Source organism: Pseudoalteromonas sp. 0802 (assembly GCF_013350085.1).
GTDB lineage: Bacteria > Pseudomonadota > Gammaproteobacteria > Enterobacterales > Alteromonadaceae > Pseudoalteromonas.
In genome coordinates this window covers 123,654-137,613 of record NZ_JABVXE010000001.1, presented here as the reverse complement: position 1 = coordinate 137,613, position 13,960 = coordinate 123,654, and the positions used below count along the sequence as shown (strand labels likewise).

The window sequence follows — 13,960 nt, the reverse complement described above, 5'->3', positions numbered from 1 at the left end:
AAAGATATGCACAGCAGGCAATATCTACTGGTATGGGCTTATCGTCGATAACGCGAATTCGGTGTGCATGATCTCATCACCCTTGATGCCTTTAAGCGCAATACGAATGGTAGGATCTGCTTTTTGCCAATCGATTGTTAAATCGCCGTAGTTAACCTCATGAGTGTAATCACCCACACGGTGTTTATTAGGGCTAACATCTTTCCACTTCTCTGTAAGCCCCGAGCTGGTCATTTCATATAACGGGTAATCTAAGTTTTGTTGATACTTAGACAGCTCCCCCCAGTGGGTATCGCCACTGAAAATAATCACACCATTTACTTTATGCTTTTTAATAAGCGCAAATAAACGCTCACGATCAGCCGGATAATTTGCCCATGACTCCCAACCTGTAAAATCAGCCAATAACTGTAAGCTTGAGGCAATGATTTTTATCTTTTCATCTGACTTAAGCTCTTGTTCAAGCCATCGCCATTGACTTTCGCCAAGCATAGAGGCGTTTTTATCAGTTGTTGGGCTATAAGGCCCTTGTTTTGCAGGTTTTCGCTCAAGTTGATAGGTCATAGCCGATACATGATTCAACGGTGCGCGATTAAAACGCAGATCAGGCATGATGACCTTTACTGTTTGCTCACCTTCACCGTACGTGTACGAAGTGTAAATACCATCTTCACGAGTTCTGCGAGCAGAATCCGCAGGCTCTTGCCAAAAGTCGAGCATGATTTTTCGTGACTGCTGTTTTTTGGGGTATTCGCTGCCAGCATCATTTTCGCCATAATCGTGGTCATCCCACATGGCAATGATTGGCGTATTCGCACGTAATGTTTTAAAGCCCGGCTTTTGCCCTAAACGTTGATATTTATCAGCAAGTACCGACATATCTTCGGTATCTCCATAAATGTTATCGCCAAGGAACATAAATAAATCGGCTTGCTCTTTGTTGATGGCATCAAAAATCGGAATAGCCTTGTCTTGATGACCACATGAGCCAAACAAAATTTTACTCGGTGCGGCAATCGCAGTCGCACAACTAACCAGCATTAATCCAGATAAGGCGCTTCTAAAAAAACTAAGCGTTAAACTCATTTTAAAATCTCCTTAATCGGCGCGGCCATTTTCGGGTTAACTTGCTGACTGTTGACGCCTAAAACGCTCAACACAGTTGCAGCCACTTGCGCTTGTTTAAGCTCATTTTTGGGCTTTATTAAGCCCTTTGCTTTTATATCTGGGCCAATCGCTGCTAACCAAATATGCTCAGAGCCAACAATGCCGTTTGGAAAACGTTGCTTACCTTGCTCTGAACGTGCCAAAGCACGCTTCGAACTATGATGCTGCCAATCATCTGCATGACTGCCACGGCCATGATCGGTGGTAATGATCATTGTGGTGTTGTCTTTATAGCCCGGTGTTTGTTGAATTGTTTGCCAAAGGTCACGAATAAACGCATCACTTTGTTTAGCCGATTTTAAATAGGCATCGTATTTACCGTTATGGGCAAAGTCATCGGTTTCACCCAAGCTAATAACAAGCAAACGCGGCTGTTTATTTAATAAATATTGCTTGGCAAATCGGTAGGTAAAGCTGTCGAGGCGAACATTGTGCCAAGGGCTTGGGATCTCGCTTTGCATTTGGTTTAGCAGAGTCACTTCGGCTGACTTCACCGCATCAAAAGTTTCAAAGCCAGCATTAACATAAACCCCACTGCGCTCACGATTTACAATATAGGGAAACACATCCCAGCTACCAAAAAGCGCGGTTTTACCTTTAAACTCTGGCTGAGAATTTAAACTCTCTAAAATGGTTTTATTGGGGTTAGGCACTTTATCGTTACTATCGATATTTTCATCTACTATGCCGGTTAAAATTTCACTATAACCTGGGTATGAGAAATACCACGGGTTGCTTACCGACATCAATGAGCCTTGAGTTCTATCGCCAATCAAAACGCCTTGCTTTGCCAATGTTTCACTAAAAAATGGCATTAACGCTTGAGTTCGCTGTGCTTGGTCATCTCGCCAAAAAAGCGCCTTTAGTTCATCTGTATCTGCAACAAAATCAGTGTTTTCGATTAGGTTTTTATCTGCACCAGAGAACACTTCTTGCCAGCGAAGGCCATCAAGAGTAACGAGCACAACATTGTCGGCAGCTTTACTGTTTAAGCTTAATAGTGATGCTGCTACAACCGCCGTGGCTAAAATTAATTTTTTCATATTTCACCTGCAAAAAAGCCCATCAACGATGGGCTATTTAAAACGTTAGCTTATTACTTAAAACTGTGCTGTAAGTGTTAAAGCTGCGGTACGTGGTGCACCAATAAAGTAGGTTGAACCATTACCTGTACCACCCGCTAGATATGATTTATCAAACAGGTTATTCACCACAAATGCAAGGTCGATTGATTTAAACACGCCTGAATCAAGACTGGTGTTATAACCAATGTTTAAATCAACCAAGGTGTAACCATCAACCTCATTACGCGAACGGGTTTGCTCATCAGTCCATGCACCTAAACGCTCACCTGTGTATTTAGCCGATAAACCAAAGCGGAAATCACCACTGTAGTAGTCTGCCGATACCACAAATAAATCTTGTGCTGAGTCAATCACTTCATCACCCGCTTTAAAGCTGGCTGATGCATCCTCAAGTAGCTCACCCTCGCTGTTGTAAGCACTTGGATCGTTCGATTGATACTCAGAGTTATTGTACGTATACGATGTGTAAAGATTCCATTTGTCAGTCAGCATATAGCTTGCTGAAAGCTCCACACCCGTTGACTCAATACCACCAACGTTGATGTAAGAACCGTTCGTGCCAATGGTGTAATCAATACCATCGGTATCACTGCCCGGAGCAATAAAGGTAATACGGTTATCAAATTCGATGCTGTAAGCGGTTGCCGTTAAACGTAAACGGTCATCACTGTAACGTACACCTAGGTCGATGTTTTCAGCTGTTTCAGGTTCAATTTCGGTCAGTGTTGATGAATCACGTTCAAGTACACCATCTTTAATTGCCGCAAAGTTTTCGCTGTAGCTGGTGAATAGCTCTGTGCTTGCAGATAGCTGATAAAGCACACCACCGCTGAATAGCACGTCTGAATCACTGTCGATTTTATCTGAGTATTCATCTTCAAAATGGTTATATCGCTGCAGCTCAACAAGGTACTGTTTAGCACCTAAATTAAGTGTGAAGTCGCCTAAACTGATTGAGTCTTGTACGTACCACTTGAATGTATCTGTTTCGAAGGTGTTTTTATACTGTGTCCAATACGGCGTATGGTCAAAGTGATGATAAATACGGGCATCAATAACTTTATGCCAGTCACGTGACTCATCACGGTCTGTTTGTTCAAACCAAAAACCGGCTTCAATATCATGATTGCCAAGGGTTACTTGGTACTCACCGGTCATACCTAAGCGGTCTTTTTTGTAGTGAGTATGACGATACGACATAACCGGAATAGCATCATCTGAGTAACAGGCTGGGTTTAAGCCAGGGCCTGAAGACCATGGCCACTCTAAACTTGCCGTACAACCTGCAGCAGGTGCGAGTGGATTACCGTCGCTATCTGTAAAGCCGTAGCTGCCAGCGTTTTCGCCGCCAATTGTTGTTGGGTTGCCATCGCCATCAACCGGTGACGTTAAATAAGGCGGGATCCAATCGCCACGACCTGAATTTTTATGATAGTAAGGTGACAAGCTTAAGTTTGAAGTGGCACCTAATGCATAATCAAACTTTACATACGCAAGAGTATTTTCACGCAGTGTACCCCAGCCCTCAGCAAACATTTGATCAAAATGCGGCACGCCAGTCCAATTCCAAGTTAAACGATCCCAATCAGGGTTTTGTTCAAACTCGCTAATGCTAATGCTGTTATAGTTAATTTCGTGAACATCATCATACGAAACACGACCTGTTACAGTTAAGTCACTAAAGTCTGATACAAACTTCGCTTCGATGTGCTGATTGTCTTTACCACCATTGCTGCCATCACCAACCCAGCGGCTAGTGTCTGTTTGCGAATAACTGATATAGGCTTGCGTGTTATCAAACACAGTGCCGGTTTCGTGCTTCACAAAGTAGCGGCTAGCGTTATGATCGCCCGTTGTGTAAGCAAACGTGGTGCTTTGCTCGGTACTCGGTTGTGCACTCACAAAATTGAAAGTACCGCCTAATGCTTCGAGTGATGCAGAGGCAATATCAGACGTACCTTGCCCTACTTCAACCGTTGCTAAGTTTTCGCTGTCTAAGTAACGGTTTGCTTTTGCGCCGCCACCATAGTTAGAACCGCCATTAGGAATACCATCAATCGTCATACCTAATTGCTGTTGATTACCATCAATACTAAAGCCACGCATAGTAATGGTGGTTGACCAATCGTCACCACCAAACGCATCACCTTCGTTGATGCTAATACCCGGTAGGTTATCAATCACGGCTAACACACTTGATACTGAACTTTGTTGCTCAAGCATGGCAGGTTCAATAACGTTATTTGCATAACTGGTTGGCTTTGCAACAACGGTAATTTCTTCAATTTCGTTATTCGTGTTTGCATGTGCCGATGTTGCTAAAAGCGTTGCTACTATAAGGCTTAGCTTTGTTTTTTTAGTTACTGTGCTCATTGTTTTTCCAAGGTTACGTATTTAAAAGCGGGCACAGTATGCAGAGCGTGTATGACATTTAGGGTCAAAATTTTTGACACAACAATTAAACAATTAATGCATTTTCATGGCAGATTTAAGACTTAACTGCTTAATAAATAAGAAAGTATTAGAAAAAACGCCCAGTTAAATTAACTGAGCGCTTGTTGGTTGGACAATATTATTAGGTTTGCTTAAATCAATTCAGCCAGCATTTCGTCGCTGTATGGTGTTAACGCTTCACCATTTTTAACTTTACTGATGTAATCTGGGTTCGCAATGAATGGGCGACCAATCGCAATTAAGTCAAATTGGTTATTATCGATAGCTTGATTAGCTGACTCAAAGCTATAGCTACCTACCCCGACTAAGGTACCTTTGTACGCACCGCGCATATATTCAGATGCTGACTTATCACCTAAGCTTGCAAAGCGCATGCTGTCATCAAAAATACCAACATGTAAGTACGCAAGGTTACGTGTTTCAAGGGCTGGTAATAGATAATCAAATACCGCCTTATCATCGTCACTTTCAGTCATATTAAAATACGCCCCTGGCGATAAACGTAATGCAGTTTTATTTGCACCAATTGCTGCCACTACTGCATCAACGACTTCAAGAGCAAAACGCGACATGTTTTCTGGTGTTTGACCGTATTGATCTTCACGTTGGTTGGCAGCAAAGTGTAAGAATTGATCAATTAAGTAACCATTTGCACCATGAATTTCAACCCCGTCAAAACCCGCTTCAATTGCGTTTTCCGCCGCTTTTGCGTAGTCAGTAATTAGACCTTGAATGTCTTCAATGGTTGCCGCTTTTGGAGTAACGTAAGTTAATTCACGCATTCTTGGTACCGAACCTTCAATACCAATTGCTGATGGTGCCAGTACATCACCACCAAAAAAGTGAGGATGAGCAACACGACCAACATGCCAAAGCTGAGCAAACATTTTGCCGCCTTTAGCATGCACAGCATCGGTCACTTTCTTCCAACCTTGAATTTGCTCACTGGTAAATAAACCCGGCGTATTTGGATAACCTTGAGCATCTGGGCGAATAATCGTTGCTTCGCTAATAATTAAGCCCGCATCAGCACGGCGTGCATAATAATCAACCATTGCTTGTGTAGGTACTAGGTTATCGTCGCTCATACAGCGTGTCAGTGGTGCCATTAGTACACGGTTTTGCAGCTCTATGCTGTCGTTTAATTTAAACGGAGAAAGTAAATCGGTTGTCATGGTTTTATCCTTATCTTGAACATACATTCAAGATAAGGGCGAAACATACACACTTCAAGGTTTATTTTGAATAACCGTTCAAGATTACGTAAACTTCGTTTATACCAATTCGCTTAATTAAGTGGTCTATTTTGAGGCAAGAAAACCTCGTTGATAACAAGGCAAAAATTTCGTTATTTAGTTGTTCTAAATCAGAAATTTTTAACGCGGGTAGCGACAGGTTTAATCCCTCAAAATGACTAAGTATTATTGCGGATTGGTATTATAAACCGTGAGGAGCTTTAATGAGAACTGCTGAATTTGATACTGAATTTGTACTACGCCAAGCCATGCATGCTTTTATGCAATATGGCTATGCGAAGACCAGTATGCAAAAATTAAAAGAAGTAACTCACCTTCACCCGGGTTCTATTTACGCGGCTTATGGCAACAAAAAAGGCTTGTTTTTAGCCGCTACCGAGCAGTATCAAAAAGATAGAAACCAACAATTTACCGCCCTTTTTAATGACCAACAATCAATTTTATCGACCCTCAAACATTACTTAACTGTGATTGTTGATGAATGTATTGAAGGTGAAGTAGCTAAAGTGTGCTTGCTTACAAAGAGTATTTCTGAGGTTGAAGGCAACGACCCACAAATTTGCACTGTGCTACGTGGTAACTTAAACGCTTATGAGCATGCCCTCGCCGAACAACTTCAAAAAGCGCTAGATAACAACGAATTTGTAAGTAGCAAGTCAGCGCAACAGTTGGCGCGCTTTTTAGTGATGGGCATATACGGTATTCGTACCTATGCGCTGACAAATCAAGACCCTAAATCTCTGCAACAACTTGCTGACGATCTATTTGCTGCATTAGTAAATTAATTTAGCTATTAACTTTACTTGTCATATTAATTTATCACCTTATGATTAAGGTGTAGCTGTGTATAACTAAAAGAGTGAGCTTGTCATGAATAATGCAACTGCTAAACGTGTTGAAACTGAATTTGATGCTGTACTCGCCTTAGGCGCTAAGAAACGACTCGCTTATATGTTTGAAACGGTTCAAGAGTTTAAACAAGTGTGGATCCTCAATGATGAACATGGCTGCGTCATGCTCTCAAACGAAGACGACGACTGCGTGCCTGTATGGCCTAGTCGTGAATTTGCCCAAAGCTGGGCAACCGGTGAATGGCAAGACTGCACCCCAAAAGCCATCCCTGTAAAAGACTGGTTAAGTCGCTGGACACCTGGCCTTGAGCAAGATGACTTACTTATTGCTGTATTCCCAACAGATCAAGACGACGGCACCATTTTATTCCCCGATGAGTTTGACTCACAACTAAGAATGCCAAAAAGACGATTTTAAATACAAGGGAGCCAAGTGCTCCCTATTTTATGCGATTTGTTGTAACCGCAGTGCCGAAATATCTTTTATCGGTGGCTTGCCAAAAAAGCGTGTGTACTCGCGGCTAAACTGGGATGGACTCTCGTAACCCACTTTTAAAGCCGCAGATCCTACATCAATTCGCTCATTCAGCATTAATTGCCTTGCCGCCTGCAACCGTAAGTTTTTTACGTATTGCAATGGGCTCATCTTTACCACATCACGAAAATGTAGCCTGAATGTCGACGGGCTCATGTGCGCATCACGAGCTAAATCATCAATTGAAAATTGACTCGTGTAGTTTTCTTTTAACCAACATAAGATCTTGGCTATTTTTTGATGGGCAGAGCCAGACATCACAATTTGCCTTAAATAAGGGCTGTGCGGACTATTTAACAAGCGCAATATAATTTCTTTTTTAATAAGTGGCGCAAGGTTAGCTTTTAATTGAGGCTCTTTGTCGAGTTGAATAAGCCTAAGTAAAGCATCAAGCAGGCCATTGTCAGTATCAACCACCGACATGGCTTGGTGTTTAGGGAACTTGTCTTGCCCAGCAAAATCCATTTCAGCAACAATATGGCTGATCTCATGGGCATCTAACCGTAAGTAAATGCCGTAAAATGGCTGCTCTTTACTAGCACGCGTTATTTGTGAAGCTACGGGCACATCGACTGAGGTCACTAATGATTGGCCGTCAGTGTAATCATAACTATGTTCACCCAACACAACTCGCTTTGCACCTTGCAAGCTAATACCCAGCCCTAACTCATACACGCAGGCCATCGGTAATGAAACTTCGCTTCGTCTGAACACCAATAACTCAGGAATTGCTGTTTCAAAATTACCGTCTGCAATCGCTATCGCTTTAACCGCTTCTATTAATGCCTGACGCATTTAGATTACCTCTAAGAAATACTCAATTAAGTGTATCACTGTAATTTGAGGTTAGGACCATTTTAGGTAACAGTTCGTTATTTTAGGCAAAAATTAAATCATTTATGGCAAGCAGAAATCGCCATCATCAACCATAATGTATCTTCAATTTTTCGATTGCATGCTCTTTGCAATCAGCCAATGCTACAAAACCTCAATACATTCAATATCTAAAATCAAAAGAGAAATTATGAACCATAACAACACGGATTTATTTGTGTTTGTCGCGATCGCTGCTTTGGTCACCGTTCATGACAAGCCCTTGTTAAAACGAGCATGTCAGCACGCATTGAATGATGGCGTTTCAATGCAAGAGTTGTGTGATATTTTACCGCATATCAGTGTGTATTCTGGGGTGCCAAAAGCATTGCTAGCACTAGAGGTTTTAAAGTCTCTTGATGGTATTAAAGGTTCAAATACGTTGCTTATCAAACGCACAGAGCAGCAACTAAAAACCGCGCTCACATTTGGCCAACTACCTTTTGGTTTAGATCAGCAAAACAACAAGGTATTTGAGCTTGCCTCTTTAGGCGCTTTATTTGCATTAGACGATGCCAACAGCTTAGTTAGCGAGCAACTTAAACGCTGTGTATTACTTGGTTATAGCCGTGAACAACTTGAATTATTAGTGATAGAACTTGCAAGGAAAGTCAGTAGTCATATAGCGATGCGTGCCAAATGTAATCTTGAAAAGCACTTTGCTATGGTGGGTTAAGAAAAGCGTATAAGTACTCTATTTTATCCGAGAATTTTGCTTCACATTGAAATTTGTCTAAGTTTTCGGATAGTTTAGAAAACGCCTCTGCTAAGCTTCAACTAAATAAATTGTAGAGTATTGAATTCACTTGATTAACTCGCCTTAAGTTAAAAAAATAAAAATACAACTAAGATGAAAAAACTATAAGTTTGTCTATATTTAAGAAGATATTACTTAAATAGTGAATTGTATTAATGAAATCAACAATTTTGATAAAGCTCAACTCTTTTAAAAGTAAAGGGTTCACATTAGTTGAGCTTATGGTAGCCATCTCAATCATAGGGATCTTATCCTTAATCGCCTTGCCTAATTATCAAGGCTATGTAAATGAGTCTAAGGCAGCCACCTTATTATATAGAATCCATTCTATTGGCCTTGCTTATCAGGATGTTATTGCAACTTCACCTGATGCATTAGCAAAGCCAAATCAGCTTTCAAGTTCAAGTTTTGGTCAAGCCCCTAGCTATTTACCCGGGCTTGCCAATCAATTTTCAGAAGAGTTTGGTATTCAATTTTCAGCTCAGTTAGTTAATCACTCTGGTTATTTTAATTTTACTGGTCATGAGGCTTTTCCTGTTTTATTTTTAAAAGCAAATAGTCAAAACGGATTGAATGTACTCAATGCCTTGGATCATGTAACTGAATTAAAACATTCTTTTGTGACTCCTAATATGATGATTATTGCATTAGCAACACCTTATGAGACTCACCAAACCAATTTAATACCTTCAGAAACAAATACAAACCCTCCCAAAATAAATCAACCACCAAAATTAACTGATGCAGGGACTAATCAGCAACCTGATGCTAGCAATACAGGTAATACTCAACTTCCTGACGCAAGTAACACAGGTAACACCCAACCTCCAGATAGAAATAGTGGAGATAGCAACACAGGTAGCCAAACGAGTACAAGTACAGAAACTAGTACCAATGGTGATTCAGAATCGGGCAGTCGAAGTAATGCTGGTTCTAACTTGAATTGGCCTCCTGGCTGGGTAAAACATCCAGATCAACATATAGGCCAACAGCATGGGCATCATGATTAAAAAATTAGGAAGATAAAAATGATTTCAACCAATAAACGATGGCAAGAAAGTATCGCGGAAGCGATGGATGAAACGCAAAATAATCAACGAAATAAAAATCGAGCATCCATTGTATTACCCAGCTGGCTTCCTTATGCCTCATATATTGCTTTTGGATTTTTGTTAGCAAAAACTCTACTAATTGGCCATGAAACCCACCCTGTAAATTACGACAGAGATTATCAAACAGGCAGCTCAGTGGCATTATTAATGATTGCAGAAGATGTTGAACATTACCGCACAACTTACGGAGAACTGCCAGACGACTTACCGAGCCCTATTGCATCTGTCATGGATGTAACTTATGAAAAAATTACCAATGAACATTTTCGCTTAACCATTCCACATGGTGATTCAACAATCACGTTTGATGCCAAAGACGACAAAATATATATGGAATGAGTATGATTGATAAAAATGAGGTACACAGAAGTAATGCCACTTTTAACTGGCTAAAACGATTTTGCATTGAAAAATCGACTAACAGCAATATTAATATTGAAGAAATGTATAACGGTGAGTCAGCCATTTCAGCATGGAAAAGTGCAGAGGCAATTTTGCAAGTCGACAGCAAAGTGTTAACAGCAATGATTGCAAAAAGTTACCAGTTAGATGTAGCAAAACCTCCTGATGATATGTCAGAAGAATTGCTTCATTATGTTTCTCTTAAAGTAGCTAGAGAGTATGGAATTTTTCCTTTAGGCTTTACAAATGGCTTATTAACAGTAGCTTCCCCTCACCCATTTGATACTGATATGGAATCAATGGTTGAATTTTTAACGACCCTTCATGTTAAGTCGGTATTGGCATCACCCGAGCTCATAGCAAAATGGACGGAAATGTTTTATCAGGAGCAAATGCTATCTGAAAATGACATTATTATAAAATCAAACCAACTCAACACACGAACAAAACAAAATGAGCCCGACTCTTCAAACTCAGCCATAGTTAAAATTGTATCCGAAATGCTGTTAGAAGCGTTTATATTCAAAGCCAGTGATATTCACATTGAACCCTTTAATAATGGCGGCATAATTCGTTACAGAATAGATGGTATGTTAAGGGTCATATCAGAATTACCAGCACAAGTTTTTATTCCAATAGTACAAAGAATAAAAGCATTATCTGGCCTTAACTTAGCAAAAAAAATGGTTCCACAAGATGGAAGTGCTAGTTTAGAGCTCAAAGGTCAGGATGTGGATCTACGGGTATCGACACTACCAGTTAAAGGGGGAGAAAAAGTAGTCATCCGTCTACTGATTAAATCTGTTGTAAACAAGTTAGATGATATTGGTTTACAACAGCAAGAGCTCAATACATTTAAAAACTTACTGCAAAGTAGCGAAGGTATCTTTGTAATAACAGGCCCTACTGGGTCAGGAAAGACAAGTACGCTTTATGCTGCTCTAAAAGAATTAAACACTCCAGAAAAATGTCTTGTCACCGTTGAAGACCCTATTGAATATGAGATTGAAGGTATTGCCCAGGTTAATATTAACCCACATCAGAACCTCACCTTCTCCAGCGCCCTCAGAAGCATTTTAAGACAAGACCCCGATGTAATATTAATGGGTGAAGTTCGCGATGAAGAAACGGCAGAAATGACCTTTCGCGCTGCAATAACTGGGCATTTTGTGATGACCACCTTACATACAAGTGATGCAATTACGACTATTTCAAGGTTAATAGGTTTAGGTGTGTCACGTCCTATTATTGCAGACTCTTTAAAAGGTGTTGCAGCGCAGCGATTAATTAGAAAACTATGCCCTAAATGTAACCTAAGTGGCCCGTTGTCCACAGATACCTATGGTAAACGCTTTAAAAGCATCTTTCCTGATATAAATATTATGTCGCCATCTGGTTGCGATGACTGCGATCAGTCCGGTTACAAAGGACGTATTCCTCTGTTCGAAATAATCACTATTGATTATCAACTAGCCGATGCAATTCGTGCAGGAGAAAGTACCAGTAAGTTAAGAGAGATTGCAGCTAAATGCGGTGCGAGATCTTTATATAAAGTAGCCTTAGAAGCACTTTCAAAAGGCCTCACTTCAGTAGAAGAAATAAATAGAGTATTAGGGCAGTCTTTTTGGAAAGAGTGTGAAAGAAATAACAGCTTAGATAATTAGACAAGCTAAAATGCGGTTTAAAGTATTTGTAAATGACTAAAGTTAGCTTATAAGATTAGAAATGGCGGTGACGGAGAGATTCGAACTCTCGATACGTTGCCGTATACACACTTTCCAGGCGTGCTCCTTCAGCCACTCGGACACGTCACCTAAGGCGCTTAGAGTTTAGCGCGGCGTTATAGTATGAAAACAACCCTACAGACGCAAGGGCTTTTTAAAATAGTGCTGTTAAGTGATTAGTAATCAAACAAAAAAGGCAAGGTAAACACCTTGCCTTTTGTATATAGTCAATTCGTTCTTAACGCTGAAGCGTTGCTGAAAAATCTAACATACGGTTAAGCGACTTTAATGCGCCTTCGCGTAAGTCCATATCAACAAACACTTCTTTACCTTCAGGGTCTGTCAGTGCTTCTTCAATCGCTTTTAAGCCATTCATTGCCATCCACGGGCAATGTGCACAGCTTTTACAGGTTGCGCCTTCACCCGCAGTTGGGGCTTCAAAGAATTCTTTCTCTGGGCATAACTGCTGCATTTTGTAGAAAATGCCTCGGTCAGTCGCTACGATGAACTTTTTGTTGTCCATAGTTTGCGCTGCTTTGATTAGTTGGCTTGTTGAGCCAACCGCATCAGCTAAGGCTACAATCTCCGCAGGAGACTCTGGGTGAACCAATACAGCCGCATCTGGGTGTAAGGCTTTCATATCCTTAAGTGCTTTGGTTTTAAACTCGTCATGAACGATACAGGCGCCATTCCACATGATCATGTCTGCACCTGTGTTCTTTTGAATGTAAGAACCTAAGTGTTTATCTGGACCCCAAATGATTTTTTCGCCTTGCTCATCAAGGTGCTCAACGATTTCTAGGGCACATGAAGAAGTAACAATCCAATCTGCACGCGCTTTAACAGCGGTTGATGTATTTGCATACACTACTACCTTGCGATCAGGGTGCTGATCACAAAACGCTGAGAATTCTTCAATTGGGCAACCTACGTCTAATGAACAAGTTGCAGCAAGTGTTGGCATAACAACTGTTTTATTTGGCGTTAGGATTTTTGCTGTTTCGCCCATAAAGCGAACACCGGCTACCACAATTACATCTGCGTCGTGCTTAGCGCCAAAACGCGCCATTTCTAGCGAGTCAGCAACACAACCGCCTGTTTCTTCAGCTAGTGCTTGAATTTCAGGATCAGTGTAATAATGGGCAACAAGAACCGCGTTCTTGTCTTTTAATAATTGTTTGATACGTGCCTTATACTCAGCTTGCTCGTCTTTTGATAACGGAGCTGGCTTTGGAGGGAAGATATAATCTTCAGGCATAATTTGTTCAGCTAGACTCATTTCTCGACCACTTAGTCCACAGTGCATTCATGGCGCGAATTATACGAGAATCTTAAGCTAAAGAACAGTATTGCTGTGAGCTGTTAAGATAAATAAAGGATAACTTAGAAAGAAAAGATAAATCAGCAATGGTGGGTCATGATGGACTTGAACCATCGACCAATGGATTAAAAGTCCACTGCTCTACCAACTGAGCTAATGACCCGCTCTGGGCTTATATTTAGATGCGTAAATCCGCCGATATGAGACCATTCGAAAAATGGTGGGTCATGATGGACTCGAACCATCGACCAATGGATTAAAAGTCCACTGCTCTACCAACTGAGCTAATGACCCGCTCTGATGCTTATAAAAGCTACGTAAATCCGCCGATATAGAACCATTCGAAAGAATGGTGGGTCATGATGGACTTGAACCATCGACCAATGGATTAAAAGTCCACTGCTCTACCAACTGAGCTAATGA

General features: G+C 40.9%; 12 protein-coding genes and 3 tRNA genes. 6 read left to right on the top strand and 9 right to left on the bottom strand.

The window, feature by feature from the left end:
- Positions 1 to 24: 24 nt before the first annotated feature.
- The 4 genes from HUS61_RS00690 to HUS61_RS00675 all read right to left on the bottom strand — a co-directional run bounded on the left by HUS61_RS00690 (position 25) and on the right by HUS61_RS00675 (position 5,881).
- Positions 25 to 1,041: an alkaline phosphatase D family protein gene (locus HUS61_RS00690; protein ID WP_258535961.1), complete on the bottom strand. Its 1,017-nt coding sequence runs from the start codon at positions 1,039 to 1,041 to the stop codon at positions 25 to 27.
- Positions 1,042 to 1,082: 41 nt separating this feature from the next.
- Positions 1,083 to 2,210: a sulfatase-like hydrolase/transferase gene (locus HUS61_RS00685; protein WP_175081799.1), complete on the bottom strand. Its 1,128-nt coding sequence runs from the start codon at positions 2,208 to 2,210 to the stop codon at positions 1,083 to 1,085.
- 57 nt (positions 2,211 to 2,267) lie between these two features.
- Entirely contained in the window at positions 2,268 to 4,625 is a 2,358-nt protein-coding gene (locus HUS61_RS00680) for a TonB-dependent receptor domain-containing protein (RefSeq protein ID WP_175081798.1), read from the bottom strand.
- 212 nt (positions 4,626 to 4,837) lie between these two features.
- On the bottom strand, positions 4,838 to 5,881 hold the full coding sequence (locus HUS61_RS00675) for an alkene reductase (protein ID WP_175081797.1): 1,044 nt from the start codon (positions 5,879 to 5,881) through the stop codon (positions 4,838 to 4,840).
- A gap of 284 nt (positions 5,882 to 6,165) precedes the next feature.
- Between HUS61_RS00675 and HUS61_RS00670 the strand changes: the two genes are divergently transcribed.
- Positions 6,166 to 6,747, top strand: coding sequence for a TetR/AcrR family transcriptional regulator (locus HUS61_RS00670; protein ID WP_062565206.1), 582 nt, complete (start codon positions 6,166 to 6,168; stop codon positions 6,745 to 6,747).
- An 85-nt stretch (positions 6,748 to 6,832) separates the two neighbouring features.
- Positions 6,833 to 7,231, top strand: coding sequence for a DUF2750 domain-containing protein (locus HUS61_RS00665; protein ID WP_054561299.1), 399 nt, complete (start codon positions 6,833 to 6,835; stop codon positions 7,229 to 7,231).
- A 27-nt stretch (positions 7,232 to 7,258) separates the two neighbouring features.
- Here the strand turns inward: HUS61_RS00665 and HUS61_RS00660 are convergent, their stop codons facing one another.
- On the bottom strand, positions 7,259 to 8,143 hold the full coding sequence (locus HUS61_RS00660) for an AraC family transcriptional regulator (RefSeq protein ID WP_175081796.1): 885 nt from the start codon (positions 8,141 to 8,143) through the stop codon (positions 7,259 to 7,261).
- 229 nt (positions 8,144 to 8,372) lie between these two features.
- Here HUS61_RS00660 and HUS61_RS00655 point away from each other — a divergent pair, with 229 nt between their 5' ends.
- From HUS61_RS00655 to HUS61_RS00640, 4 genes are all read left to right on the top strand, one after another.
- Positions 8,373 to 8,897, top strand: a complete 525-nt coding sequence (locus HUS61_RS00655) for a carboxymuconolactone decarboxylase family protein (RefSeq protein ID WP_175081795.1) — start codon at positions 8,373 to 8,375, stop codon at positions 8,895 to 8,897.
- 236 nt (positions 8,898 to 9,133) lie between these two features.
- Positions 9,134 to 9,988, top strand: coding sequence for a prepilin-type N-terminal cleavage/methylation domain-containing protein (locus HUS61_RS21775; protein ID WP_130166485.1), 855 nt, complete (start codon positions 9,134 to 9,136; stop codon positions 9,986 to 9,988).
- A gap of 18 nt (positions 9,989 to 10,006) precedes the next feature.
- Complete coding sequence (locus tag HUS61_RS00645; protein WP_175081794.1) at positions 10,007 to 10,429, top strand: hypothetical protein; 423 nt, start codon at positions 10,007 to 10,009, stop codon at positions 10,427 to 10,429.
- Between the two features lie 2 nt (positions 10,430 to 10,431).
- Entirely contained in the window at positions 10,432 to 12,156 is a 1,725-nt protein-coding gene (locus tag HUS61_RS00640; protein WP_175081793.1) for a GspE/PulE family protein, read from the top strand.
- A 62-nt stretch (positions 12,157 to 12,218) separates the two neighbouring features.
- Here the strand turns inward: HUS61_RS00640 and HUS61_RS00635 are convergent.
- The 4 genes from HUS61_RS00635 to HUS61_RS00620 form a co-directional block, all read right to left on the bottom strand.
- Positions 12,219 to 12,306: transfer RNA gene (locus HUS61_RS00635), tRNA-Ser, on the bottom strand.
- A 148-nt stretch (positions 12,307 to 12,454) separates the two neighbouring features.
- Entirely contained in the window at positions 12,455 to 13,495 is a 1,041-nt protein-coding gene (gene nadA / locus HUS61_RS00630) for a quinolinate synthase NadA (protein WP_054561293.1), read from the bottom strand.
- 129 nt (positions 13,496 to 13,624) lie between these two features.
- Positions 13,625 to 13,700, bottom strand: a tRNA-Lys gene (locus HUS61_RS00625).
- 55 nt (positions 13,701 to 13,755) lie between these two features.
- A tRNA-Lys gene (locus tag HUS61_RS00620) sits at positions 13,756 to 13,831 on the bottom strand.
- Positions 13,832 to 13,960 lie beyond the last annotated feature (129 nt).

Coding starts and splice junctions, on each gene's coding strand:
- HUS61_RS00690 (WP_258535961.1), bottom strand. CDS start 1,041: ATGCTGGTTAGTTGTGCGACTGCGATTGCCGCACCGAGTAAAATTTTG.
- HUS61_RS00685 (WP_175081799.1), bottom strand. CDS start 2,210: ATGAAAAAATTAATTTTAGCCACGGCGGTTGTAGCAGCATCACTATTA.
- HUS61_RS00680 (WP_175081798.1), bottom strand. CDS start 4,625: ATGAGCACAGTAACTAAAAAAACAAAGCTAAGCCTTATAGTAGCAACG.
- HUS61_RS00675 (WP_175081797.1), bottom strand. CDS start 5,881: ATGACAACCGATTTACTTTCTCCGTTTAAATTAAACGACAGCATAGAG.
- HUS61_RS00670 (WP_062565206.1), top strand. CDS start 6,166: ATGAGAACTGCTGAATTTGATACTGAATTTGTACTACGCCAAGCCATG.
- HUS61_RS00665 (WP_054561299.1), top strand. CDS start 6,833: ATGAATAATGCAACTGCTAAACGTGTTGAAACTGAATTTGATGCTGTA.
- HUS61_RS00660 (WP_175081796.1), bottom strand. CDS start 8,143: ATGCGTCAGGCATTAATAGAAGCGGTTAAAGCGATAGCGATTGCAGAC.
- HUS61_RS00655 (WP_175081795.1), top strand. CDS start 8,373: ATGAACCATAACAACACGGATTTATTTGTGTTTGTCGCGATCGCTGCT.
- HUS61_RS21775 (WP_130166485.1), top strand. CDS start 9,134: ATGAAATCAACAATTTTGATAAAGCTCAACTCTTTTAAAAGTAAAGGG.
- HUS61_RS00645 (WP_175081794.1), top strand. CDS start 10,007: ATGATTTCAACCAATAAACGATGGCAAGAAAGTATCGCGGAAGCGATG.
- HUS61_RS00640 (WP_175081793.1), top strand. CDS start 10,432: ATGATTGATAAAAATGAGGTACACAGAAGTAATGCCACTTTTAACTGG.
- nadA (WP_054561293.1), bottom strand. CDS start 13,495: ATGAGTCTAGCTGAACAAATTATGCCTGAAGATTATATCTTCCCTCCA.